Origin of the sequence: Streptomyces avicenniae (genome assembly GCF_000719135.1) — a bacterium.
Classification (GTDB): domain Bacteria; phylum Actinomycetota; class Actinomycetes; order Streptomycetales; family Streptomycetaceae; genus Streptomyces; species Streptomyces avicenniae.
The window spans coordinates 41,477-65,224 of the sequence record NZ_JOEK01000012.1 but is presented as its reverse complement, the minus strand read 5'-3'; the positions used below and the strand labels follow the sequence as shown (position 1 = coordinate 65,224).

The 23,748-nt window shown below is 74.9% G+C and carries 22 protein-coding genes; 14 read left to right on the top strand and 8 right to left on the bottom strand.

Going from position 1 to position 23,748, the window contains the following annotated elements:
* The first annotated feature begins 54 nt into the window (after window positions 1-54).
* Both IF27_RS20605 and IF27_RS20600 read left to right on the top strand, forming a co-directional pair.
* Window positions 55-816, top strand: coding sequence for a hypothetical protein (locus IF27_RS20605; RefSeq protein WP_190233052.1), 762 nt, complete (start codon window positions 55-57; stop codon window positions 814-816).
* A gap of 246 nt (window positions 817-1,062) precedes the next feature.
* Entirely contained in the window at window positions 1,063-2,319 is a 1,257-nt protein-coding gene (locus IF27_RS20600; RefSeq protein WP_052851166.1) for a sulfite oxidase, read from the top strand.
* A gap of 14 nt (window positions 2,320-2,333) precedes the next feature.
* Here IF27_RS20600 and IF27_RS31205 read toward each other — a convergent pair whose 3' ends face one another.
* The gene (locus tag IF27_RS31205) at window positions 2,334-2,480 is read right to left on the bottom strand and encodes a hypothetical protein (RefSeq protein WP_190233051.1); all 147 of its coding nucleotides are present in this window, start codon (window positions 2,478-2,480) and stop codon (window positions 2,334-2,336) included.
* Between the two features lie 318 nt (window positions 2,481-2,798).
* Here IF27_RS31205 and IF27_RS20595 point away from each other — a divergent pair, with 318 nt between their 5' ends.
* Both IF27_RS20595 and IF27_RS20590 read left to right on the top strand, forming a co-directional pair.
* Window positions 2,799-3,428, top strand: coding sequence for a class I SAM-dependent methyltransferase (locus IF27_RS20595; RefSeq protein WP_052851165.1), 630 nt, complete (start codon window positions 2,799-2,801; stop codon window positions 3,426-3,428).
* 464 nt (window positions 3,429-3,892) lie between these two features.
* Window positions 3,893-5,464 (top strand): TROVE domain-containing protein, encoded by a 1,572-nt coding sequence (locus IF27_RS20590; RefSeq protein ID WP_052851164.1) that lies wholly within the window; start codon window positions 3,893-3,895, stop codon window positions 5,462-5,464.
* 43 nt (window positions 5,465-5,507) lie between these two features.
* Here IF27_RS20590 and IF27_RS20585 read toward each other — a convergent pair whose 3' ends face one another.
* Window positions 5,508-6,710: a cytochrome P450 gene (locus IF27_RS20585; protein ID WP_052851163.1), complete on the bottom strand. Its 1,203-nt coding sequence runs from the start codon at window positions 6,708-6,710 to the stop codon at window positions 5,508-5,510.
* A 393-nt stretch (window positions 6,711-7,103) separates the two neighbouring features.
* Between IF27_RS20585 and IF27_RS20580 the strand changes: the two genes are divergently transcribed.
* Entirely contained in the window at window positions 7,104-8,498 is a 1,395-nt protein-coding gene (locus tag IF27_RS20580) for a condensation domain-containing protein (RefSeq protein WP_052851162.1), read from the top strand.
* A gap of 27 nt (window positions 8,499-8,525) precedes the next feature.
* Here the strand turns inward: IF27_RS20580 and IF27_RS20575 are convergent, their stop codons facing one another.
* Entirely contained in the window at window positions 8,526-9,425 is a 900-nt protein-coding gene (locus IF27_RS20575; protein ID WP_052851161.1) for an NmrA family NAD(P)-binding protein, read from the bottom strand.
* 82 nt (window positions 9,426-9,507) lie between these two features.
* On the opposite strand from IF27_RS20575, the gene IF27_RS20570 reads away from it, so the two are divergent.
* The 4 genes from IF27_RS20570 (at window position 9,508) to IF27_RS20555 (ending at window position 13,235) form a co-directional block, all read left to right on the top strand.
* Entirely contained in the window at window positions 9,508-10,113 is a 606-nt protein-coding gene (locus tag IF27_RS20570) for a TetR/AcrR family transcriptional regulator (protein ID WP_052851160.1), read from the top strand.
* A gap of 237 nt (window positions 10,114-10,350) precedes the next feature.
* A complete protein-coding gene (locus IF27_RS20565; protein ID WP_052851159.1) occupies window positions 10,351-10,905 on the top strand; it encodes a glycoside hydrolase family 25 protein in 555 nt (184 codons plus the stop codon).
* A 432-nt stretch (window positions 10,906-11,337) separates the two neighbouring features.
* Window positions 11,338-11,661, top strand: a complete 324-nt coding sequence (locus IF27_RS20560) for a DUF6204 family protein (RefSeq protein ID WP_052851158.1) — start codon at window positions 11,338-11,340, stop codon at window positions 11,659-11,661.
* 98 nt (window positions 11,662-11,759) lie between these two features.
* Window positions 11,760-13,235 carry a helix-turn-helix domain-containing protein gene (locus IF27_RS20555; protein WP_223291136.1) on the top strand — a complete coding sequence of 492 codons (1,476 nt, stop codon included), beginning with the start codon at window positions 11,760-11,762 and terminating at the stop codon, window positions 13,233-13,235.
* Between the two features lie 307 nt (window positions 13,236-13,542).
* On the opposite strand, the gene aceB is transcribed toward IF27_RS20555, so the two are convergent.
* From aceB to IF27_RS20540, 3 genes are read right to left on the bottom strand one after another with little or no spacing between them, the layout of a single operon-like run.
* Complete coding sequence (gene aceB / locus IF27_RS20550; protein ID WP_052851157.1) at window positions 13,543-15,135, bottom strand: malate synthase A; 1,593 nt, start codon at window positions 15,133-15,135, stop codon at window positions 13,543-13,545.
* A 47-nt stretch (window positions 15,136-15,182) separates the two neighbouring features.
* Complete coding sequence (locus IF27_RS20545; RefSeq protein WP_052851156.1) at window positions 15,183-15,782, bottom strand: nucleotidyltransferase family protein; 600 nt, start codon at window positions 15,780-15,782, stop codon at window positions 15,183-15,185.
* Between the two features lie 47 nt (window positions 15,783-15,829).
* A complete protein-coding gene (locus IF27_RS20540; protein ID WP_052851155.1) occupies window positions 15,830-16,615 on the bottom strand; it encodes an IclR family transcriptional regulator in 786 nt (261 codons plus the stop codon).
* A gap of 155 nt (window positions 16,616-16,770) precedes the next feature.
* Here IF27_RS20540 and allB point away from each other — a divergent pair, with 155 nt between their 5' ends.
* From allB to IF27_RS20520, 4 genes are all read left to right on the top strand, one after another.
* On the top strand, window positions 16,771-18,138 hold the full coding sequence (allB, locus tag IF27_RS20535) for an allantoinase AllB (RefSeq protein ID WP_052851154.1): 1,368 nt from the start codon (window positions 16,771-16,773) through the stop codon (window positions 18,136-18,138).
* Window positions 18,135-19,289, top strand: coding sequence for an allantoicase (alc, locus tag IF27_RS20530; RefSeq protein WP_052851153.1), 1,155 nt, complete (start codon window positions 18,135-18,137; stop codon window positions 19,287-19,289). Before allB ends, alc begins: the two co-directional genes overlap by 4 nt.
* 143 nt (window positions 19,290-19,432) lie before the next feature.
* Window positions 19,433-19,864, top strand: a complete 432-nt coding sequence (locus IF27_RS20525) for a guanyl-specific ribonuclease (protein WP_052851428.1) — start codon at window positions 19,433-19,435, stop codon at window positions 19,862-19,864.
* Window positions 19,865-20,013: 149 nt separating this feature from the next.
* Window positions 20,014-21,201: a cytochrome P450 family protein gene (locus IF27_RS20520; RefSeq protein ID WP_052851152.1), complete on the top strand. Its 1,188-nt coding sequence runs from the start codon at window positions 20,014-20,016 to the stop codon at window positions 21,199-21,201.
* Window positions 21,202-21,225: 24 nt separating this feature from the next.
* Here IF27_RS20520 and IF27_RS20515 read toward each other — a convergent pair whose 3' ends face one another.
* On the bottom strand, window positions 21,226-21,594 hold the full coding sequence (locus IF27_RS20515) for a nuclear transport factor 2 family protein (RefSeq protein WP_052851151.1): 369 nt from the start codon (window positions 21,592-21,594) through the stop codon (window positions 21,226-21,228).
* Window positions 21,595-21,703: 109 nt separating this feature from the next.
* Here IF27_RS20515 and IF27_RS20510 point away from each other — a divergent pair, with 109 nt between their 5' ends.
* A complete protein-coding gene (locus IF27_RS20510) occupies window positions 21,704-22,570 on the top strand; it encodes a helix-turn-helix domain-containing protein (RefSeq protein WP_110946087.1) in 867 nt (288 codons plus the stop codon).
* A 7-nt stretch (window positions 22,571-22,577) separates the two neighbouring features.
* On the opposite strand, the gene IF27_RS20505 is transcribed toward IF27_RS20510, so the two are convergent.
* Window positions 22,578-23,732, bottom strand: coding sequence for an amidase family protein (locus tag IF27_RS20505; RefSeq protein WP_223291135.1), 1,155 nt, complete (start codon window positions 23,730-23,732; stop codon window positions 22,578-22,580).
* Window positions 23,733-23,748 lie beyond the last annotated feature (16 nt).

Below are 23,748 nucleotides of genomic sequence, written 5' to 3'. Positions count from 1 at the left end.
ACCGATCGCCGCAACGATCCGCGGACGGGCGGTGGTTGCACGTACAGTCCGGTCATGGCTTCCGATGACCTGCCCGGGACGATCTGGGATGTGATGGCGGTGGGGCGTCCTGCCGGAACGCATTGTGCGCGGTCCTCGGTTCCCGGTGAGAGCAGTCCACTCGTCTTCGACGACGAGACGAACAGGCTCACGACGCAGGTCAGGCTTCGTCCCATTCCCGAGGAAGGCGAGCGAGATCCGTCGTCAGCGCTGCTCAAGGTGGCCATGGGCATGGCGCTGGGAGCCATCGTGACGTACGTCGGCGTCAAGACCGCACCACACCTCAGGAGCCGGCTGAGCGACTTCGGTCTGAAGAGGAAGAAGGGGTCCGAGAAGAGTGAGGCGCGCGGCCGAGCCGCCACCGCAGCGATGGCCGCCGTGTACTGTCCCGATGCCGCGGCGTTCTCCGGCGAGGTCGATGCCGCGCTCGAAGAGCACGGAACGGTCATGGGGAGCGCGGAAGCCCAGCGGCGTCTTGTCGCGCTTCTGCTGGCCTCGGCGTTCATCGCCGATCAGGTAAGGGCACTGGCCGATGCCCGCATCGAGGACGACGGCGGTTGCGCGGAGTGGAGGAGCGCATGGGAGAAACTCACCGCTCCGCAGATCGTGGACAGTCTCAATCGGGCACTTGAGGCGGACCCTTCCGTGCTCGACGCGGAGACATCGGCCGAGTTCATGAGGATCTTCGCGGGTGGCCGGATCATCGACGGCCACTACGTGCCGTTGCGGAACGAGGGGATCGAAGCGGCGCTTCGTCTGCCGGGTGGCACGCCGTAGTCGCGGTGAAGCCCACGGGTCGTCCCGATGCTCCCGTCGGCAGGCGACGGAGACCGACCAGGTGAGTCGGCCGGGAGCCCTCTTCATCCGTCAGGCGTCCCACCGCGTCGGCGCTGCGGCCCTCGTAGACATCGCCACTCCGCTCACCGCCGAGATCGCGGCCCGGGGCCGACCCGGGGCGATATTTCACGCCCCCGCAATGCGCCGCAATGGTGCCCCCGGCGGCGCCGCGCGAGGATCTTCCGCATGACGACCGACGAACGGGACTACGACCGCCGCCGGATGCGCCAGTGGCTCGACGGCGCCGCGCGCGCCGACGGCATCTCACGGCGCGGCATGCTGAGGCTCCTCACCGCAGCCGGGGTGATCGGCGCCGTGGGCGCGCAGACCACCGGCACCGCCCACGCGGGACCGACCGTCCCCGGGATCGTCAAGGCGCTGCCCGACGAGCACTTCGTCATCCGGGGCACCAACGCCGAGAGCCGCTGGTCCGGCCTGCGCGGCACCGGCTTCCACACGCCGAACGAGCTGTTCTTCGTCCGCAACCACACCACCACCCCCGAACTGGACGCCGACTCCTGGCGCCTGCGGCTGTGGGGGAGCGGACTGCGCGGCGACGGCGCCGAGTTCAGCCTGCGCGACCTGAAGTCCCTGCCGTCCACGACGCACACCGCCTTCGTCGAGTGCGCGGGCAACGGCCGCAGCTTCTACGCCAGCCAGCAGGGGCAGACCGCGTCAGGCACCGCCTGGACGCTCGGCGCGATCGGCGTCGCCCGCTGGCGCGGCGTCCGGCTCTCCCACGTCCTGCGCCACGCCGGGCTCACCCGGCACGCCGTGGACGTCCAGCCGCGCGGCCTCGACGCCGAGGCGACCGCGTCCGACGGCACGCCGATGGGCCACGTACGCCGCCCGCTGCCGATCGCCAAGGCGCTGGACGACGTGCTGCTCGTCCACGAGATGAACGGCCGCCCGCTGCCCCCCGACCACGGCGCGCCGGTCCGCGTGCTGGTGCCGTCCTGGATCGGCATCGCCTCGATCAAGTGGGTCGGCGACATCGAGGTCTCGGCCGAGCCGCTGTACTCGCCGTGGAACACCGACCTGTACCGCCTGTTCGGCCCTGGACACCCGGAGGGCGGCAGCGCGCCGCTGACCCGGCAGACGCTGAAGAGCGCGTTCGAGCTGCCGTGGGACGCGCCGTTCGCCGCCGGGCGCACCCACCACCTCACCGGGCGCTCCTGGTCGGGCGCGGGCACCGTCCGCTCCGTCGAGGTCAGCACGGACGGCGGGCGGCGCTGGCACCACGCGCGGCTGCACGACGTGCCGCGCCGCGACAGCTGGGTGCGCTGGTCGCTGCCCTGGAAGCCGCGCACGCCCGGCGCGGCCACCCTGCTCGCCCGCGCCACGGACAGCACGGGCACCCGTCAGCCGGACACGACGCCGTTCAACGACCAGGGCTACCTGTTCGACGCCGTCGTCCGGCACCCGGTGCTGGTCACGGCCTGACGGGCGCGGGCGGCTCAGCCCTCGGCGGGCCGCGCCGGGGCTGCCGAGAGCCGACGGGTGGACGACGAGGTGGAGTTCTTCCACTCCGGCTTCTCCGGCCTCCAGGAGACGACGTACTCGGGCGTGTCGTTCACGAACGGCGCGCCGTCGTCGTCCTGCACGGTGCGGGTTGGACCCAGGCGGGCGTGAACTCCCCGGACGTGGTGCGGCCGAGCAGGATCCCTCACACGACTCCACGATCCCGCCGATGACCCCGCCCATCCCCTCCCCGCACCAGTGGTCCGATGCCCGCCCCGGCCCGGCCGTTCCGCTCCCGGTGCGGCGTCACGGACACAGACGGCCGTCCCCGCCGGAACTCATCGCTCCGCCGCGCCCGCGCGGACAGGCGGGCCGTCATGGGTGCGGCGAGGCCGTCCCTGGCGAGAAGAACGGCCGCCCCCGTGACCGGCACGCGACCGCTCGGCACGTAGCCTCGGACGATGACGCGAAGCACAGGGTCGGCCGGGGTTTTCGATGATCTGGCCGGTAGCTACGACCACAGCCACCACGAGGAGATCGCGCGGGCCCTGATCGCCCAGGTGGCGCCCGGCGTTGACGACGCGGTCGCCGATGTGGCGTGCGGAGCCGGTGCCGTTGCCCTGCAACTCGCGCAGTGTCGCCGGGCCACCGCCCGCCCCGTCCTGGCCGTCGATCTGTCTCCTGGGATGGTCGCGGTGGGCAGGGGCCGGGCCGAGAGCCTGGACTGCGACGGGGCGATCGACTGGCGCGTTGCCGATGCCGTGCCGCTGCCGACCGAGGACCACTCCCTCGACGTGGTGCTCTGTGCGTCCTCGCTGCACTTCCTCGGGCGTCGGGCGACGGCCGATTGGCGACGCGCCCTGCGTCCCGGGGGCAGGGTGGGTTTCACCCTGCCCCTGGCCACGCACTTCCGTCCTTCGGCGCTCTTCTCACGGCATGTGGCTCCCGACGTGCTGTTGCCCGAGTCGGCCGAGGAGGCGAGCGCGTGGGCGGCCTCCTGCGGATGGACGAAGGTCGAATCGCGCGTCCACGTCATCGGCACGCGGGGTGTGGTCCTGATCTCCGCGTCGAGCCCTGTACCACGCGGTTGAGCCGGATCCCCCCGGCCGACGACTCCGTGCAGCGCGGATCCATGTCCGCCTGCTTCCGGGTCACTTGTCCACCCGCCCCGGCTGTCCGCGCAGCCTTTTAATCACATGAGGCTCCTCCGTAGACCGGTACGATAAGCCTGCGGTGTCCGGGTGCGAACGCGACGGATACTTCGACATCGGATCGGGTGGTGTGGGTTCGAGTCCCACCGCCGGGTTTCGCCCCGGCGTAGCTCAAGGGACAGAGCACCTTGTGCCGTCGCCCTTGTGAACTCCGGGCACCGCACCAGTACTCCACGCGCCCCTCCCGGTGCGCGGGTGGCGGATACTTCCTTTTCTCCCCGCCGCCGACCTGATCTCGGGAGGCATGGAGGAGGACGCCGCCCCACCGGTTCCCGCCGGTGCGGGCGGTCCGTGACGACCCCTGGCGTCCCTCCCTCCCCTCCCGTCAACCGCAGGGAATCCTCATGGCCCGCTTCAATGTCCGCACCGCCCGCACGGCACCCACCTCGCCCGTCACCTCCACCGGCGCCCGTACCTCCACGTACGAGGGCGGCAGCGGACACCGGCGGGACGCGAGGTCGGAGCTGTTCCTGCTGGCGGTCGCGAACCTGGTCGGCCAGGAGACGTTCTACGAGGACCGGGCGACCCGCGACGACCGCTACACCACGCTCCTGCGGCAGGCCGCCGTCGATGACCCCGCGTGGACCGCCGGGCTGCTCGGCTGGCTGCGCGGCGACGCGAACATGCGGACGGCCGCGCTCGTCGGCGCCGCCGAGTTCGCCCACGCACGCCTCCAGGCGGGCGCCCACGGCCACACGCGGCAGGCCGTCGCCTCGGTGCTCCGGCGCGCCGACGAGCCCGGCGAGCTGCTGGCCCTGTGGACCGCGCGGTACGGGCGCGCCGTCCCCAAGCCGGTCAAGCGCGGCATCGCCGACGCCGTGCGCGCGCTGTGGACCGAGCGCTCGCTGCTGAAGTACGACACGGCCCTCAGGGGCTTCCGCTTCGGCGACGTCCTGGAGCTGACGCACCCGGCCCCCGACCCCGAACGCCCGTGGCAGGGCGACCTGTTCCGGCACGCCATCGACCGCAGGCACGGCCGCGACCAGGAGATCCCGGCGCGCCTCACCATGCTGCGGGCCCGCGCCGAACTGATGGCCCACCCGGTGCGTCAGCGGCGCCTGCTGGTCCACAGCGAGGGCGCCGCGGAGACGCTGCGGCGCGCCGGTATGACGTGGGAGGCGCTCGCGGGCTGGCTCCAGGGCCCGATGGACGCGGCGGCCTGGGAGGCCGTCATCCCGTCGATGGGCTACATGGCGCTGCTGCGCAACCTCCGGAACTTCGACGCGACGGGCGTCGGCGACAAGGCCGCCGAGGCGGTCGCCGCCCGGCTCGCCGACCCCGAGGAGGTCGCCGCCTCGCGGCAGTTCCCGTTCCGCTTCCTCGCGGCGCACCGCGAGGCACGCTCGCTGCGCTGGGCATGGCCGCTGGAGCGCGCCCTCGGGCACGCGACGGCACGTGTCCCGGCGCTGCCGGGCCGCACGCTGGTGCTCGTGGACCGGTCGGGCTCGATGTTCCACGCGATGTCGGAGAAGACCGGGCTGACCTACGCGGACGCCGCCGCCGTCTTCGGCACGACCGTGGCGCAGCGCGCGGCCGACGCCGACCTCGTCGCCTTCGGCACGACGAGCCACCGCATCGACCTGACGCGGGGCGAGTCCGCCCTGCCGGTGCTGGAGCGCTTCGGCGCGCTGGGCGGCACCGAGACGGCCGAGGCCGTGCGCCTCCACTACCGGGGGCACGACCGCGTGCTGATCGTCACGGACGAGCAGACGGGGTACGGGCGCCGGAGCGACCCGGGCGACGTCGTGCCGGAGCGCGTGCCGCTGTACACGTGGAACCTCGTCGGCTACTACGCGGGCCACGCGCCCTCCGGCGGCCGGAACCGCCACACCTTCGGCGGCCTCACGGACCACGCGTTCCGCGCCGTCCCGCTGCTGGAGGCCGGGCGCTCCGCCGCCTGGCCCTGGGAGCACTGACGGGCCGGGGCCGGACGCACGCGCCCGGCCCCGCCCCGGGGCGTCACCAGGTGACCGGCAGCTCCTCAAGGCCGTTCAGCAGATGCCCGGAGCGCCAGACGAGCCGGTCCTGCGGCACCGCGAGCGCCAGGCGCGGGAAGCGGCGCACCAACGCCTCCAGCATCAGACGCAGTTCGAACCTGGCGAGCTGCGCGCCGATGCAGTAGTGCGGGCCGTGCCCGAAGGACAGGTGCGGCGGCCCGACGCGCTCCAGGTCGATCACGTCCGGGTTCTCGAAGACCGCCGGGTCGTGGTTGGCCGCCGTGACCACCGGCACGACGGGCTCGCCCGCGCGCACGCGCACGCCGCCGAGATCGACGTCCTCGGTGGCGTACCGGGGGAAGGTGAAGGACGACAGCAGCGGCATGTGCCGGACGATCTCCTCGACCGCGCCCGGGATCAGCTCGGGCCGCTCCACCAGCCGCGTGTACCGCCGTGGACCGGACAGCAGCCCGTGGACGAGGGCCGTGAGCGCGTCGGACGTGCTCACGAAACCGGCGCTGAGCAGGTCGGCGGCGACGGCGTACAGCTCGGGCTCCGAGATGCGCCGCTCCTCGTCGCAGGCCAGGACCATGGTGCCGATGATGTCGTCGGTCGGCTCCTTGCGCCGCCGGGCGACCATCTCGCGCAGATAGGCGCTGAAGTCCTCGAACCTGCGGGCCAGTTCCTCCGGCCGCGCGTCGTGGGACAGGATGAGCCGCGCCCAGCCCTCGAACAGACCGTGGTCCTCCTCGGGCACGCCCATCATCGTGCAGACGACCCCGGTCGGCACCGGCGTGGCGAGCGAGGCGACGAGGTCGGCCGGTGGCCCCGCCGCCTCCATCCGCTCCAGGCAGGCCGCCGTCAGCTCCGCGATCCTCGGCCGGAGCAGCTCGACGCGGCGCGGCGTGAAGTTCCGCCCGACCACCGAGCGCAGCCGTGAGTGCTCCGGCGGGTCGAGGGCGAACAGCCCGCTGACGGCCCTGGCGCCGCTGCGCATCCGCGGCTGCTCGCCGTCCTGCGGCGCCGAGATGCTGAACCGCGCGTCGGACAGGACGGTCCGCACGTCGTCGTACCCGGTGACGAGCCAGGCGTCGCCGCCGTGCGGCAGCCGCACGCGCGGCAACGGGCCCTGCCGCAGCGTGGCGAACGCGGGGTTGAGCGTGGGGCCCTGGCTGACGGGGAAGGGGCAGGCGCCGCTCCTGGGCGGCGGTGCGGAGGGAGGCATGGGGGACCTGTGGCCTTTCGGGGCGGCGGGGACGCGCCGGACGGGCCTGGCACGTGCGACCAGGGTGGCGCGCCACCGCCGACCGGACGGCGCCCGGCCGAGAAGATCACCCGATGGGGCGAACCGGGCGGGCGCACGCGGCCGGTGCCGCGCGGCGCGGCCCGGCCCGGCCCGTCACCGCGCACGGGGCCGCTCGTTAGCCCGGATGAGTGGGCGCGGTGACGGAGGCGGCGGCCGGTGCGCGAGGCCGCGGTCTCCGGCCCGGCCGCGGCGTCCCGGCCACCGGCCCGCCGGCCCACTGGCCCACTTGGCAACCCGCAACCGACAGCCGCCCGCGTCCGGCCGCAGCCCGCATCGGGCGGCGGCCCACGGCAGACGGCACGAAAGGCCGAAGTGCTTCAGATTCCCGTCGAAGACCTGGAGATCGCACCCGGGCACGCCATGGAGTGGAAGGTGATCACCGCGACGCGCGGGTCCGCCGGGCCCGCCCGCCCGCGCCCGGCCGCCTCGTACATCCAGGAGGACCACTTCGCCGTCGCGCGCGTCATGGACCGCGAGAACGTGCCCTGTCCCTCGTCGGTCGGCGGGTCGTTCGAGATCCAGGGGTCGCTGGACCGCGAGGCGCTCGGGGCCGCGCTGCTCCACTTCGTGCGCCGTCACGACGTGCTGCGCTGCGTGTTCCGCGCGGAGGGGGACGCGCTCGGCGTCGAGGTCCTCGACCCGGAGGAGATCAAGCTCGACCTGGTGGACGTCGGCCCGTTCACCTCGCACGCCGCGGTCGGGGCGTACGTCCACCGCTTCCTCCAGGGCACGGACACGCTGCGCGGCCCCTGGTTCGTGATGGGCGCGGTGGAGCGCGCGCGGTCCACGACGGTGTACTTCGCGTGCGACCACCTGGTGACCGACGGCGTCTCGACGGCCCTCGTCATCGAGGACATCGCGACGGCGTACGAGGCGCTGTCCAGGGGACGCGAGGTCGCCCTGCCGGAGACGGGCAGCTACCTCGACTTCGCCGAACAGGACCGCAGGCGCGGGCGGTCGCTCGGCCAGGACGACGCCCGTCTCGACTACTGGAAGGGGTTCATGGAGCGGAACGGCGGCATATTCCCCCGGTTCCCGCTGGACCTCGGCGTCGAGCCCGGCGCGCTGTACCCGGTCGTCAACGAGACGCACGCGCTGCTGACCGGCGAGAAACCCGACGTCTTCGAGGCCCGCTGCCGCGCCGCCGAGGGCAGCCTGCCCGCCGGGGTGCTCACGGCGCTGGCGGTCGGCCTGCACCGGGAGGGCGGGCCCGGCACGTACCGGGGCCTGCTGCCGGTCAGCCGCCGCAACCGGCACGTCTACGCGCACAGCATGGGCTGGTACGTGAACACGCTGCCGGTCGAGTTCTCCGTGGCGGGCGCGACGGACTTCGCGGCGACGGTCTCCTCGGTGGGGTCGGCGCTGGCCGTCATGCTGAAGAGCGTCAACGTGCCGTTCGTGCGGCTGCCCGAGCTGCTGACGCCGGACCGTCCCCGGTCCAGGAGCTGGCCGTTCGCCGTCAACTTCTTCTCGTTCCTCGACTTCAGGAAGACGCCGGGCGCGGCGCTGCACGCGGCGCGGAAGGCGCACGGGCACGTCTGGGCCGAGCGCAGCAACGGCGTCTTCCTGTGGTTCCACCGCAACGACGCGGGCTTGTACGTCAACACGGCGTACGCGGACACGCCGCAGGCCAGGCGGACCATGACGGGGCTCGTGCGCACGGTGCGGCTGATCATGGAGGGCGTGGTGCGCGACGGGACGCTGTGACGGCGCGTGCCCTCCCCAGGGCGGGCGTCAGTCCGTGAACAGCGCCGCGACGCGGGCCGCCCCGCCACGCTCCAGCCAGGTGGGGAGGTCCATCAGGCCGGGGTGCAGGGCGCGCAGCGCCGGGATGTCGGCCCGCCAGATGCCGGTCGTGCGGCGCGACACCGCCGCGATCGCGTCCGCGGCGCCCGCGGCGCCCGGGGTCGTCCCGTCCGGGGTGACCTGCCGGTAGGTGAGGTCGCGGCCGAGGGCACGGCCGATCAGGGCGGCGGCCTGCGGCGACGTCATCTCGTCGCCTGCCAGCTCCAGCGCCAGCCCGGCGTAGCGCTCCGGGTCGGCGAACGCGAGGGCGGCGAACGCGCCGATGTCGTCGGCCGCGATCAGCTGCACGGGGGCCTGCGGGTGGAAGAAGTGCACGAGCGCGTCGCCGGTGATCCCGCCGATCGGCAGGCCGGGGATCGTGTGGTTCTCCATGAAGCGCACCGGCCGCAGCACGGTGGCGCGCAGCCCCGAGGCGGCGAGGTGCCGCTCGACGCGCCACTTGGCCGCCCAGTAGGGGAAGCCGCTGTCGCGGTCCGCGCCGCCGACCGAGGTGAACACGACATGGCCCACCCCCGCCTCCGCGGCGGCGTCCACGAGCCGCACGCCCCTGGCGGCCTCGCGCTCCGGGTCGGGGTCGTCCGGGGTGACGGCGAAGACGCCGCCCGCGCCCTCGGCAGCGGCGGCGAGGGAGGCCGCGTCGTCCAGGTCCCCGGTGCGCAGCTCGGCGCCCGCGGCGGCCAGGGCGCGGGCGGCGGGCGCGGCCTGGTCGCGGACGAGGGCGCGCACCGGCCTGCCGCCGCGCAGGAGGTGGGCGGCGGTCGCGCCGCCCTGGCGTCCGGTGGCGCCCGTGACCAGGACCGGTCCGTCGTGGGGTGCTGTCTCGGGCATGGGACACCTCGCGTCGCAGTTAAGATGAGACTGTCCCGAGAAAAATACTGAGACAGTCTCGACTTCGCAAGGTGGGTTTCCCATGGTGGTCGCCGAGCAGCCGCGCCCGCGCCGGATGCGCGCCGACGCGCGCCGCAACCAGGAACGTCTCCTCGCCGCGGCCGACGCCGCGTTCGCCGCGCGCGGCACCGACGCGTCCCTGGAGGAGATCGCCCGCGCCGCCGGTGTCGCCAACGGCACGCTCTACGGGCACTTCCCCACCCGCCAGGCGCTGCTGGAGGCGCTGCTGCGGGAGCGGATGGACGCGCTCGCCGGGCGCGCCGCCGAACTCGCCGCGGGTACCGAGCCGTTCGAGGGGCTGCGCCGCTGGATCGACGCGGCGGTGGACCACGCGACGCGCTACCGGGGCCTGTCCGCCGCCTGCCTGCGGGCACTTGAGGACGAGACGTCCGAGCTGTACGCCGCCTGTCACGCGCTGCTCGGCGCGGCGGGGCAGCTGGTGGCGCGCACCAGGGCGGCCGGTGAACTGCGGGCGGACGTCACCGAGCGCGACGTGTTCACGCTCGTGAGCGCCGTGGCGTGGGCCGTGGGGGAGGGCACGCGTGACCAGGCGGACCGGCTCCTCGCGTCCGCGCTCGCCGGCATGCGCGCCGCGGGGACGGCCGGGAATCGGCCTGAATCACGGTGACCTCACGCCCGGCGCGTCACCGGTCCTGATGGTTTGGCGTCCGCCGCGAGGTGCGCGTGGGGTGCCGCCCGGCCCCGCCCGGCCGGTCCCCGCGCCGTGCGGCGCCGACCGCCGCCACGGGCGGCGGCCGACCACCATGGCCTGAACTCGACGGGCTCCGGCCGGGGGGAGGTGTCCCATTCACCCATTTGCGTACCATAAGTATGCGAGCGGCTACGGTAAGTGGAGGAACCCCCCATGCTCCATGGTGTCGATGTCTCTGCCCACAACAGCTCCTTCAGCACGGACGGCCTCGCCTTCGTCGTCGTCAAGGCGACCGAGGGGCGGTCCTACGTCAGTCCCGAGCAGCGAGAACAGGCCGACAAGGCGCGGGACGCGGGCTGCGTCGTCGGCTTCTACCACTTCCTGTGGCCGGGCAACATCGCGTCGCAGGCCGCGTACTTCGTCGAGCACTGCGCCGCGAAGGACGGCGACCTCCTCGCCGTGGACTGGGAGACCACGCCCGAGGGCACCTCTGCCAGCAATGCCGACAAGGACGCCTTCCTCGCCGAGGTCAAGCGACTGCGCCCCCGTCACCGGGTGCTTCTCTACTGCAATCGCGACTTCTGGCTGAACCGTGACCGTACGTCCCAGGCCGGCGACGGCCTGTGGATTGCCGATTACCGTACGGCGGGAGAACCGCGTATCCAGGCCAAGTGGCGTATTCATCAATACACCAGCGATCCGCTGGACAGAAATGTCGCGGACTTCTCCAGTGCGAAGGCGTTGAAGGACTGGGCCACGTCCGCCTGAACAGTGAATTCCCCGGCCTGCTGACGCCTGCTCCGGCGGTGGAATCCACCGCCGGAGCAGGCCGGGGCGGAACGTACCGCAACGGCAGGGGAGTCGCCGCGCCCGGTGAATTCACCGGGCAGGATACGTTCCGTATTCAGGGGGACACCGTTCGCCCGGCCGAAACCGAAGCGCGACGGTGGTCACACCCTATCCCCCGCCGCGTATGCTCCGGCAACCTCTTGAGGCTTTTTTGAGAAATCCCGTTCGTGACGGTGTTTTAGCGCTGGTGTTTCTCTTATCCGGAAACATGGCATGCCCCGCGCAACCGGCATCTCCTCGTCCCCGTATATCGATTGATCGGCGGGCGCGCGCGTGGTCCACTGTCCGCCGCCCGCACGGGCCAGGGGCCCCGGGGGCGGCCCACGCACACGAGCAGAGAGGGAACACGCGGTGTTCCGAGTGACGATCAGGGGCACGTTCGACGGCCTGACGGACGCGCAGCGCGCGGCGCTGCGCGCGGGGGAGGGCGTCCCGGTCGGCCCGGCGTACACCGAGGCCGGTGCGTTCACCTTCGACAGCAGCGTCGCGGTGTTCAGCTTCCGCTGCGAGGTACCGGCCGAGGAGCCGGAGGACGGGGACGACGAGGCGACGCTGCGGGCCCTCGCGGCGCTCGACGCGTACGGGTACCGCTACACGGCCCGGCGCATCGCCGTGACCGACATGCGCGCCGTCAAGATCCGCCGCCCGCCCAGGGGCCGTGGCCGCTCCGCCTGACGGCGCACGCGCCCCGGCCGTTCCGCCCGGGCCGTGGGCCGCCGGTTCCGCTTAGCCTGGACGCAGGCGGCGGACACCGGGTGGGAGGAGGCGCCGCATTGGCGGCCGAGACGGAGCTCGACGACCTGCTGCGCACCCTCGGACGGCGGACGGCCGGTGGCGCCTGGCCCGTTCCGGCCGAGCTGGTCGCCTGGCTGGCACGGCGGATCGGCGCGGAGGCGGCCCTCGTCGGCGAGTCGGGGGGCGTGGAGGCCGCCACCACCGGGTTCCCCCACGGGGCGCTGGACGGACTCCGCCCGCTCCTGCGCCGCCTGCGCGACGGCGGGACGGCCGCCGCCGTCCACGAGACGCGCGAGGGCCGCCTGACGCTGGAGGCGGTCGGCGCCGTCCCGCCGCGTCCCGTGCTCGCGCTGCTGCACACCGCCGCGCTCCCCTCCCCGGCCCGTGCCCTCGCCTCGCACACGGCGAGCCTCCTGGCCCTGCTGCGCGGCGCGTCCCGCGCCGAGGAGGCCGCGGACGCCTACCGGCGGAAGGCGGGGGAGCTGCGGGTCGCGGTCTTCATGGCGCTGATGGCGGGCCGTCCCGAGCTGGCCAGGCGGATGACCACCGGGAACGTGCCCGCCCTCCTGGGGTCCGACCTCGTCCGCGTCCACCTGCTGCGCTGCCCCCCTGACCACCGGGAGCGCCTGGCGAGCCGTCACGAGGACCGGGCCGGGTACCACGGCCGGGGCCTCATGGTGCGCTGCCCGGTCTACGACGACCATCTGATCTGCCTGGTGCCCGCGGGCCCCGGCCGGTCGGGCGGCCCCGGGGCCGACGCCCCGGCCGACCTGGGCGGCCTGTTGCGCGGGCTCGTCGCGGAGAACGCCCGCTACGCCCTGGGCATCAGCGCGCCGCACCCGCAGGGCGCGACCGCCGTGGCGTACGAGGAGGCGAGGAACGCGCTGGCGATGGCCCGCGCCGCCCGTGACCGCACGGCCGAGTTCGCCGGTCCCTCGCCGCTGGAGACGCTGCTGCCGCGGGCGGCGGCGCGCGCCTGGGCCGAGGGACTGCTCAGGCCGCTGGCGGACGTGCCCGCGGCGACCGTCGAACTCCTGCGCCTCGTCCTGTCCTTCTCGCGCGTGGGCGCCGCCCGGCTCGCCGGGCTGAGCCGGAACACGGTCACGGCGCGGCTGCGCCCGGTGGAAGCGGCCCTCGGGCTCGGCCTGCGCGACGTCAGGTCGCGCGCCGCGCTGGCCCTCGCGCTCGCGCTCACGCCGTCGGGCGCCGCGCAGGGCCCCGACCGTCCGGCGCCCACGCTCGCCCAACTCCTGGCCACGCCGCCCGCCGTCGCCTGGGCCCGCGCCCTGCTGGCGCCCCTGCGTCCGCCGGGGCGTCCCGAACTGCTCACCACCGCGCGGGCCTGGATCGAGGAGAACGCCGACGCGCAGCGGGCCGCGTCCCGCCTCGGCAGCAGCCGGAACACCGTGCGGGCGCGGCTGCGGACGGTGGAACAGCTCGTCGGACGCGACCTGCTCGGCACCGGCTCGGGGGTCCACGACCTCGTGCACGCCCTGGCGATCGACGCCGGGTGACCTGCGCGGGACGGCCTGGGCGCCGTGCACCGTGAGGGCGGGGCGTTGGGCACCGTGCACGGTGGCGGGCGGTGGTGCCGGGGCCTAGCGTGGGGCGTGCAAGGGGGGAACCGCGGGGCGCGCCCAGGTCGCGCCCGGCGGTGCACGGCAGTGCTTGGAGGGGCCCCGTGCGTACGTGCCCTCCGCGCCCTGTCGGCCGGGCCCCGCGGGCGGGTGTTCCCGTGCCCGGCGAGAACGGCCGTGCAGCCGGGCCCTGTCCGGTCCGGCATCCGCGGGGGAGTGCCGGACCGGGCGGGAGGGCGCGTGCTCAGTCGAGCAGTTCGTAGGCGGGCAGCGTCAGGAAGTCCACGTACTCCTCGTCGAGCGCGATGCGCAGCAGCAGTTCGTACGCCTCCTCCCAGCCGTGGCCCACGAACGCGTCCTCGCCGACCTCGTCGCGCATCTTCACCATCTGGTCGGCGGCGACCTGCCGGACGTACTCGCGCGTGACGCGCTCGCCGTTGTCGAGGGTCACGCCCGCGTCGATCCACTGCCAGATCTGCGAGCGGGAGATCTCCGCCGTGGCGACGTCCTCCATCAGGTCGAAGACGGCGACCGCGCCCCGGCCGTCCAGCCAGGACCGCAGGTAGCGCGTGCCGACCTGGAGGGCGTTGCACAGCCCGTCGCAGGTGGGGGAGGCGTCGAGGGCGTCCACGGCGAGGAGCTGGTCGGCCGTGACCCTGACGTCCTCGCGCAGCCGGTCCTTCTGGTGCGGCCGGTCGCCGAGGACGGCGTCGAACGCCTCGCGCGCCACCGGCACCAGGCCGGGGTGGGCGACCCACGAGCCGTCGAACCCGTCCTGCGCCTCGCGGTCCTTGTCGGCCCGCACCTTGGCGAACGCCTCGGCGTTCACCTTCGGGTCCTTCGAGGGGATGAACGCCGCCATGCCGCCGATCGCGTGCGCGCCGCGCCGGTGGCAGGTGGCGACGAGCAGCTCGGTGTAGGCGCGCATGAACGGGGCGGTCATCGTGATGGCGGCCCGGTCCGGGAGGACGAACCGGGGGCCGGCGTCACGGAAGTTCTTGATGAGCGAGAACAGGTAGTCCCAGCGGCCCGCGTTCAACCCCGAGGCGTGGTCGCGCAGTTCGTAGAGGATCTCGTCCATCTCGAACGCGGCGGTGATCGTCTCGATGAGGACGGTGGCGCGCACCGTGCCGAAGGGGATGCCCACCTCCTCCTGCGCGAACACGAACACGTCGTTCCACAGCCGGGCCTCCAGGTGGGACTCCAGCTTGGGGAGGTAGAAGTAGGGGCCCCTGCCCGCCGCGGCGAGGCGCGCCGCGTTGTGGAAGAAGAAGAGGCCGAAGTCCACCAGCGCGCCGGGGATCGGGCGGCCCTCGACGGTGAGGTGCCGCTCGTCCAGGTGCCAGCCGCGCGGGCGCGTGACGACGGTGGCCAGCTCCTCGTCCGGCTTCAGCGCGTACCGCTTGCCGCGGTCGTCGGTGAAGTCGATGCGCCGGGTGAAGGCGTCGTTCAGGTTGGCCTGCCCGCCGATGACGTTCTCCCAGGTGGGGGACGAGGCGTCCTCGAAGTCGGCGAGCCAGACGCGGGCGCCCGAGTTGAGGGCGTTCACCGTCATCTTCCGGTCGGTCGGCCCGGTGATCTCGACGCGCCGGTCCTGGAGGGCGGGCGGCGCGGGGGCGACGCGCCACTCGTCGTCGCGGACCCGGGCGGTCGGCAGGAAGTCGAGCGCGCCGGTCCGCGCGATCTCCGCGCGCCGCGCCTTCCGCAGCGCAAGCAGCTCGTCACGGCGCGGGGTGAACCTGCGGTGCAGCGCGGCGAGGAAGTCCAGTGCCTCTTCGGTGAGGACGTCGCCTTGCCGGGGCGCCTTCCTCGGTGCTTCGACGGTGACGGCTGACATGGGTCGGTCACTCCTTCGGGGCAGACGGTGAATGGATGTTAGTTTCCTCATGACGGAAGATCAATGAGGTCCTCCGGCTCATCGACGTCGTCGGGCGCGGCGATGTCGCCGCACTCCACGCGGACGACTTCGGCGTCCCGTTCGGCCAGATAGGCGCGGGCGCCCCGGTCGCCGCGCGCGGACGCGGCCACGCCGTCGAAGTGCGCGGCCCCGAGGAGCACCGGATGCCCGCGCCGCCCCCCGTACGTGGCGGCGGCCAGGGTCCGCGCCGAGCCGTGGGCCGCCAGCACCCTGGCCATCGCCGCGGCGCCGATGCGCGGTTGGTCCACGAGCGCCACCAGCGCGGCGTCCGTCCCCGGCGGCAGCGAGGCGAGACCTGCGCGCAGCGAGGAGCCCATCCCCTCGGCCCAGCCGGGATTACGGACGACGGCACAGCCCGTCAGACCGGCCCGCCGCACGACCTCGTCCGCCGCCGCGCCCAGCACCACGTGCACGGGGGAGCAGCCCGCCGCCCGTAGCGCGGCAGCCGCCCGTTCCACGAACAGGTGGCCGTCGAGGGAGAGCAGGGCCTTCGGCCGCCCGCCGAGCCGTCGCCCGCCGCCCGCGGCGAGCAGCAGTCCGGCGATCACGGTCCCGTTCCCGGTCATGCGGCCAGCGTAGGCGCAGGGGGCCCCGGGCGCGGGGCGGCGCGGGCTCAGCCCTGCCGGGGTGTGCCCGCCAGCGCGGCGGCCAGTTCGCGCGCGACCTCGCGCAGCAGCGGCGCCATCCTGGCGGTGGCCTCGTCGGTCACGCGTCCGGCAGGGCCCGAGACGGAGATGGCGGCGGGCGTCGGCGAGCCGGGGACGAGCACGGCGACGCAGCGCACCCCTATCTCCTGCTCGTTGTCGTCCAGCGCGAAGCCGTCGGCGCGGACCTCCCCCAGCGCGGCCACGAACGCGTCGGGCGTCGTTATCGTCCGCTCGGTCGCGGCGGGCATGCCGGTGCGGGCCAGCAGCGCGCGCACCTCGTCGTCGGGCAGCCCGGCGAGCAGCGCCTTGCCGACCCCCGTCGCGTGCGGCCTGACCCGGCGGCCCACCTCGGTGAACATGCGCATGGAGTGCCGCGACGGCACCTGTGCGACGTAGACCACGTCGTCGCCGTCGAGCAGCGCCATGTTCGCCGTCTCGCCCGTCTCGTCCACGAGCCGCGCCAGATGCGGCCTGGCCCAGGTGGCGAGGGGGCGCGCGGCGCTCTCGCCCAGGCGGATGAGGCGCGGCCCGAGCGCGTAGCGGCGGTTGTGCTGCTGACGGACGTACCCGCAGGCGACCAGCGTGCGCATCAGGCGGTGGATCGTCGGCAGCGGAAGACCGCTGCTCGTGGCCAGCTCGCTGAGCCCCGTCTCGCCCCCCGCGTCGGCCATGTGCTCCAGCAGGGCGAAGGCGCGTTCGAGTGATTGCACCCCGCCGGTGGCGGAGGGCCTGCGCACGTCGGTGGGCGGCACGTCGCGTACCTCATTCGGTAGGAGCGGACGTGGCGCAGCCTACCCGCCCTTGACGCGGCGCCCCCGCCCCCGGAGGATCGCTCCGACGAGCGCTTCAACAAACAGTTGACCGCCCCCGTACGCCGCCGCGCGCCGTGTGGTGAAGGGAGCCCCTGTTGTCCCGTCCCGCCGAACCGGCAGGCCAGCCGGACCTGCTGCTGCGCGCCCGGCGCGTGGTCACGCCCGAGGGGGTGCGCGCCGCCTGCGTCGCGGTGACGGACGGGCGGATCACCGCCGTCCTGCCCCACGACAGCACGCCGCCGCCCGGCGTCCACCTCGTGGACCACGGCGACGCGGCGCTGCTGCCCGGCCTCGTGGACACGCACGTCCACATCAACGACCCGGGCCGCAGCGCGTGGGAGGGGTTCGCGACCGCGACCCGCGCGGCGGTGGCCGGGGGCGTCACGACCGTCCTCGACATGCCGCTCAACAGCGTGCCGCCCACCACCACGCCCGCCCACCTCGCCGTGAAGCGCGCCGCCGCGCGCGGCCGGGTGCACACGGACGTCGGCTTCTGGGGCGGCGCCCTGCCCGACAACACGGCCGATCTCGGGCCGCTGCACGCCGCGGGGGTCTTCGGCTTCAAGTGCTTCCTGTCGCCCTCGGGCGTCGAGGAGTTCCCCGAGCTGTCGCCCGGCGACCTCGCGCGGACGATGACGGAGACGGCGGCGCTCGGCGCGCTGCTCATCGTCCACGCCGAGGACCCCGCCAGGCTCGACGCCGCGCCCGCGCCCGACGGCAGCCGCCGCTACGCCGACTTCCTCGCCTCCCGCCCGCACGCCGCGGAGTACGACGCCGTCGCCCGGCTCGTGGACCTGGCGGCTGGCCTGGACGCGCGCGTCCACGTGCTGCACCTCTCCTCGGCCCGCGTCCTGCCGCTGCTCGCCGCCGCCCGCGCCTCCGGCGTCCGCGTCACGGCCGAGACGTGCCCGCACTTCCTGACGCTGACGGCCGAGGAGGTCCCCGACGGCGCGACCGAGTTCAAGTGCTGCCCGCCCATCAGGGAGGCCGCCAACCAGGACGCCCTGTGGGCCGCGCTCGCCGACGGCACGCTCGACTGCATCGTCTCCGACCACTCCCCGTGCACCCCCGACCTGAAGGTGCCCGACTTCGGCGCCGCCTGGGGCGGCATCTCCTCGCTCCAACTCGGCCTGCCCGCCGTCTGGACCGCCGCCCGCGCACGTGGCCACGGCCTCGCCGACGTCGCCCGCTGGATGGCCACGGCCCCCGCCGCGCTGGCCGGGCTCGCCGGACGCAAGGGCGCCATCGCCCCCGGCCACGACGCGGACTTCGCCGTCCTCGCGCCCGAGGAACGCTTCACCGTCGATCCGGCGGCGCTCCACCACCGCAACCCCGTCACCGCCTACGCGGGCCGGACGCTGGACGGCGTCGTCACCGCCACCTGGCTGCGCGGACGGCTCGTCGCCGAACGCGGCAGGACCACGGGGCCGCTCGGCGGCCTGATCGAGAGGACACCGGCGTGAGCACCGAGACCCCCGGCGCGGACCCCGTCCGCTTCACCGGCCAGGCGGCCCCGTACGGCGGCGGCGACCCGTACGCCGACTACCGCGCGCCCGCCCCTGCCGCGCTCCCGTTCACCGTGCTGCCCGACCTCGCCGACCGCAGGCTCGGCGGCTCGGTGGTGGCCGCCAGCGACGAGTTCTTCGCCGAACGCGAGAACCTGCTCCTCCCAGGCCCCGCCCGCTTCGACCCCCTCGCCTTCGGCCACAAGGGCAAGATCATGGACGGCTGGGAGACGCGCCGCCGCCGCGGCACCGGCCCCACCACGCAGCTCCCCGCCGACGACGACCACGACTGGGCCCTCGTCCGCCTCGGCGCGCCGGGGCTGGTGCGCGGACTCGTCGTGGACACCGCCCACTTCCGCGGCAACCACCCGGCGGCGGTGCGCGTCGAGGCGACCGACACCCCCGACGACCCGGCGAGCTGGACCGAACTGGTGCCGCGCACACCGGTCGGCGGCCACGCGGCCAACGCGTTCACCGTCACCGCGCGCCCGCGCCGCGTCACGCACCTGCGGCTCAGCCAGTACCCGGACGGCGGGATCGCCCGGCTGCGCGCGTACGGCGAGCCCGTGCCCGACCCCGCCTGGCTCGCCGCCCTCGGCACCTTCGACCTCGTCGCGCTCGAACACGGCGGCCTCGCCGAGGACGCGTCCGACCGCTTCTACTCGCCGCCCGTCCACACCACCCACCCCGGCAGGGCGCGCGCCATGGACGAGGGCTGGGAGACGCGCCGCCGCCGCGAGCCGGGCAACGACTGGCTCGGCTACCGCCTCGCGGCGCAGGCCGTCGTCCGCGCCGTCGAGATCGACACCGGCACGTACAAGGGCAACGCGCCCGGCTGGGCCGCCCTGTCCGTCCGCGACGCCGACGGGCCCGAACCGGACACCTGGCACCAGGTCCTGCCGCCGACGGCGCTGCTCCCCGACACGCCGCACCGGCTGCCGCTCCCCGCGCCCGCGCCGCCCGCGACGCACGCCCGCCTCGACGTCCTCCCGGACGGCGGGATCGCCCGGCTGCGGCTGCACGGCAGCCCGACCCCGGCCGGGGCCGCCCGGCTGGCGGCCCGTCACGCCGACCTGACGTGGAGTCCGGCGGCGCCGGGACAAACCTGACGTTCGCGGCGGTCGGCGGCGGATCGCGCGGGCACCGTGCGGGGATGGTGTGGGCCGCGCCCGCGGGTGTGAACTCCTCGGGAACATCGGCCTGGCGCCGTTGACGCGCCCCGCGCTACGCGCGTCATCCTGGTGGCATGGGCATGAACCTTCGCGCCAGAGGCGTACGGATCGGCGCCCTCGGCGCCCTGCTCTCGACCTTCCTGCTCACCGGACAGACCAGCGCCACGGCCACACCCGCACCTGTCCCCGCCACGACGGCCGCGACCGCCGGGTGGACGGCGGCCGACGTCGGCGACATCTGCTGGACGGACCTGCCCTCCCAGGCCCACGACACCCTCGACCTCATCGCCCGCGGCGGCCCCTACCCGTACCCGCAGGACGGCGGCACCTTCCACAACCGCGAAGGGCTCCTGCCGCCCCAACCCACCGGGTACTACGCGGAGTACACCGTCGAGACCCCGGGCAGCAGCACCCGCGGCGCCCGGCGGATCGTCACCGGCGAGGAGTACGAGGAGGACTACTACACCGCCGACCACTACGCGTCGTTCGACCTCGTGGACCACTCCTGCTGAGCCCCTGCCCCGTCCCCCCACAGGCGCCGGGACCGTCTCCCCCCACACGGTCCCGGCGCCGCCCTCTTTGGCCGAAAAGCCCCCGTTGACCCCCCGGCGGGCCGCCGACCAGCATGGGCCGGGATCAGAACCGAGGCAGAGGGTGCAGCATGACCACCGAGGCCGTCATCGATCTGGGCCTGCTGGGGGAACGATTCCTCCGCGACCCCTACCCCTTCTACGCCACACTGCGCGAGCGCGGCCCCGTCCACCGCGTGCGCACCGCCGAGGGCAACGAGGCATGGCTCGTCGTCGGCTACGACGAGACGCGCGCCGTCCTCGCCGACCCGCGGCTGAGCAAGGTCTTCCCGTCACGCGAGCCAGGCGACCCGCCGCTCGAACTGTCGCCCGCCCCGCACATGTTGCTGTTCGACCCGCCGGACCACACCCGGCTGCGGCGCCTGGTCGTGCGGGAGTTCACCCCCCGCCGGGTCGCCGCGATGGCGCCGCGCGTGCAGGAGATCACCGACACGCTCCTTGACGCCATGCTCGCCGCGCCCGACCGCCGCGCCGACCTCGTGGACAGCCTGGCGTTCCCGCTGCCCATCACCGTCATCTGCGAACTGCTCGGCGTCCCGTTCCTGGACCGCGAGACGTTCCGCGACTGGACGGCGCGCCTGTTCAGCGTCCGGCCGATCGAGGAGAAGCGCGCGACGCGCGACGCCATGACCGCGTACATCGACACGCTCCTCGCCGCCAAGCGCGCGCGGCCGGGCGACGACCTGATGAGCGCCCTCCTGCACACCGCCGACGAGGACGGCGACCGCCTCTCGGCCGCCGAACTCGTCGGCATGGCATGGCTGTTGCTCGTCGCCGGGCACGAGACGACGGTCAACCTGGTCAGCAACGGCGTCCTCGCCCTGCTGCGCCACCCCGAGCAGGCCGACGCGCTGCGCGCCGACCCGTCCCTCGTGGAGGGCGCCGTCGAGGAGATGCTCCGCTACGACGCCCCCGTGCCCGTCGCCACCATGCGCTTCGCGACCGTGCCGTTCGAGCTGGCCGGGACCCGGGTGGAGACGGGCGACGCCGTCCTCGCCACGATCGCCGACGCCGACCGCGACCCGGCGCGCTACCCGGAGGGCGACCGCTTCGACGTCCGCCGCGAGACGGGCGGGCACCTCGCCTTCGGGCACGGCATCCACTACTGCCTCGGCGCCCCGCTCGCCCGCCTGGAGGCCAGGGCGGCCGTCCGCACGCTGCTGGCGCGTGCCCCCGGTCTCACGCTCGACGGCGAGCCGGGCGGCTGGCGCACCGGCACGCTGTTCCACGGGCCGTCCACCCTGCCGGTGCGCTGGTGAACGCCCCGGTCCTGGCGGCCCCGCTCACAGGGCCGCCAGCGGCTCAGGGCCGTCCGCCAGGACCGGTTCCACCACCTCCCAGCGCTCGGCGATCAGGCCGTCCTTGACCCTGAAGACGTCGGCCACCGCGATGTCCAGCTCCCCGCCGGGCAGCCAGCGCCGCGAGAACAGCGTCACGTGGTCGCCCTCCGCCACGCACAGGCGGATGTCCATCCGCAGCGAGGTGAGCGGCAGCTCCCGCGCCACCGCGAGCCATGCGTCGCGCGTCGAGGTCTGGAACGGCAGTCCGTGGTCGGTGTAGTCCTCGCGCATCAGGGGCGCGACGGCGTCCAGGTCACCCTTGCCGTACAGCTCCAGGCAGGTGAGGACGAGGGTCTTGGGATCGTTGCTCATGCCGGGGAGTGTGGCCGCGCGGCCCCGGCGGTGTCGATGAAACCGCAGTTCATGGACCTGGTCGGGCGGCGCGGCTAGGGTCGGGGCCGTGGAGACGACGGTGGGCGGCATGCTGCGCGCGTGGCGGCACAGCCGGCGGCTCAGCCAGCTCGACCTGGCGCTCGCGGCCGACGTGTCGCCGCGCCACGTCAGCCTGGTCGAGACGGGCAGGTCCCGGCCGAGCGCCGACATGGTGCTGCGGCTCGCGACCCACCTGGACGTGCCGCTGCGGCACCGCAACCGGCTGCTGGTCGCGGCGGGCTTCGCGCCCCGCTACCGCGAGCGCCCGCTCGACGAGCCGGACATGGCGGCCGTCCGCGCCGCCGTGGCACGCGTCCTGCGCGCGCACGAGCCCTACCCGGCGGTCGTCGTGGACCGGAGCTGGAACATCGTCCTGGTCAACGCGCCGGTCGAACGCCTCGTCACCGGTGTCGATCCCGCGCTGCTGCGCGCCCCGGTCAACATGGTGCGGCTCGGCTTGGACCCGCGCGGCCTCGCGCCGCTGATGGTCAACCTGCCCGAGGTCCGCGCGTACCTGCGCGCCCGGCTGGTGCGCCAGGCCGCCAGGTCGGGGGACCAGGAGACCGTCGCCCTCCTCGACGCGTACTTCCCCGGCGACGCGCCCGACGCCCCCGGCGGCCCCTTCCCCCGGCAGGAGCCCGAGGTGGCGACCTCGATGATCTTCCGCCTCGGGGACCGCGAGCTGCGGCTGTTCTCCACCGTGACGACGTTCGGGACCCCGCAGGACATCACCCTGGAGGAGATCTCCGTCGAGTCCTACTACCCGGCGGACGACGACAGCGCCGCGCTCCTGCACGACCTCGCCGCGGCGCCGCGCCCGCCCCGGGGCCCGTCGTTCCCGCGCTCCCTGCTCGTCGGCCACGACGGGACGCGCGAGCCCGCCGCCCGGCCGCCGCGCCGCACGGCGCCCGGCTGAACGCGCGTCAGCCCCCGACCGGCCGGACGGCGCCCCGCGCGGCGGCCACCGCCAGCAGCAGCGCCTCCGCGCCGTGCCGCGCGACGAGCTGCAACCCGACCGGCTCGCCCGCCGCCGTCGTCCCGGCGGGCACGCTCGCCGCCGGATGGCCGCTGAGGTTGAACGCCCAGGTCAGCGCCGTCGTCATCCGCGCGCCAGGACCGTCGTGGCCGTGCGGCGGGTGGGGCGTCGTCGGCGTCGCCAGCAGGTCGGCGCCCGCGAACACGTCCGCGAGCCGCGCGTCGTTCAGCGCCCGCGCCGCCGCGTCCCCCTCCCCGCCCGGCACGCGCAGCGCCCGCCACGCCGCCTCCGGATCGGCCAGCCGCACCGGCCGGTCCACGGGCACGAGCCCCGCGTCCGCCACCAGCGCGGACAGCGCCTCCCGCGCCACCCGCGCCACCTCCGGCTCCGTCCGTGCGAAGCCGAGCGTCGCCGACCACACGACGCGCGGCGGCCGTCCTGGCGGCGCGGCGGCGTCCGGGTCGTGGCCCGTCACGGCACGCAGCCAGGCGGCGGCGTCGGCGGGGTCGCGCGTCAGCGGCCCGCCCAGGGTCAGCCCGGCGCGGTCACGCGCGGGCAGCCGCCCGCTCGTCGGCTTCAGGCCGTGGACCCCGCACCAGGCGGCGGGGATGCGCAGCGACCCCGCGCCGTCGCTGCCGGTGGCCAGCGGCACCATGCCCGCCGCGACCGCCACGGCCGAGCCCGCCGACGAGCCGCCGGGGGAGCGGTCGGGCAGCCACGGGTTACGCGTCGGCCCGCGCCCCGTCGCCCCCCACGTCCGGTACGTGCGCCCCGCCGGGACCGACCCGGCCGCCACCACCACGCAGCCCGCCGCCGCCAGACGCCGCGACTGGAACGACGTACGGCCCTCCGGCGCCTTCACCACGACCGGCACGCCCGCCAGCGGCAGCCGCGCCCCGCCGCGCACCACCCGGTCGATCGCCGCGGCCCGCGTCCGCGCCCGTCCCGGCCAGACGGCGGCGCAGGCCCGCAGCCCGCCGTCCCACCGGTCGATCGCCCGCAGCGCGGCCTCCGTCACCTCGGCGGCCGACAGCTCACGCGCCCCCACGGCCGCCGCGATCGCGCGGGCGCTCAGCGCCCGGTACTCCTCTTCCCCCAGCACGGCGTTTCCTTCCTCC

Excerpts from the sequence above, each read along its gene's own strand:
- IF27_RS20605 (WP_190233052.1), top strand. The coding sequence starts at position 55 with ATGGCTTCCGATGACCTGCCCGGGACGATCTGGGATGTGATGGCGGTG.
- IF27_RS20600 (WP_052851166.1), top strand. The coding sequence starts at position 1,063 with ATGACGACCGACGAACGGGACTACGACCGCCGCCGGATGCGCCAGTGG.
- IF27_RS20595 (WP_052851165.1), top strand. The coding sequence starts at position 2,799 with ATGACGCGAAGCACAGGGTCGGCCGGGGTTTTCGATGATCTGGCCGGT.
- IF27_RS20590 (WP_052851164.1), top strand. The coding sequence starts at position 3,893 with ATGGCCCGCTTCAATGTCCGCACCGCCCGCACGGCACCCACCTCGCCC.
- IF27_RS20585 (WP_052851163.1), bottom strand. The coding sequence starts at position 6,710 with ATGCCTCCCTCCGCACCGCCGCCCAGGAGCGGCGCCTGCCCCTTCCCC.
- IF27_RS20575 (WP_052851161.1), bottom strand. The coding sequence starts at position 9,425 with ATGCCCGAGACAGCACCCCACGACGGACCGGTCCTGGTCACGGGCGCC.
- IF27_RS20570 (WP_052851160.1), top strand. The coding sequence starts at position 9,508 with ATGGTGGTCGCCGAGCAGCCGCGCCCGCGCCGGATGCGCGCCGACGCG.
- IF27_RS20565 (WP_052851159.1), top strand. The coding sequence starts at position 10,351 with ATGCTCCATGGTGTCGATGTCTCTGCCCACAACAGCTCCTTCAGCACG.
- aceB (WP_052851157.1), bottom strand. The coding sequence starts at position 15,135 with ATGTCAGCCGTCACCGTCGAAGCACCGAGGAAGGCGCCCCGGCAAGGC.
- IF27_RS20545 (WP_052851156.1), bottom strand. The coding sequence starts at position 15,782 with ATGACCGGGAACGGGACCGTGATCGCCGGACTGCTGCTCGCCGCGGGC.
- IF27_RS20525 (WP_052851428.1), top strand. The coding sequence starts at position 19,433 with ATGAACCTTCGCGCCAGAGGCGTACGGATCGGCGCCCTCGGCGCCCTG.
- IF27_RS20520 (WP_052851152.1), top strand. The coding sequence starts at position 20,014 with ATGACCACCGAGGCCGTCATCGATCTGGGCCTGCTGGGGGAACGATTC.
- IF27_RS20515 (WP_052851151.1), bottom strand. The coding sequence starts at position 21,594 with ATGAGCAACGATCCCAAGACCCTCGTCCTCACCTGCCTGGAGCTGTAC.
- IF27_RS20510 (WP_110946087.1), top strand. The coding sequence starts at position 21,704 with ATGCTGCGCGCGTGGCGGCACAGCCGGCGGCTCAGCCAGCTCGACCTG.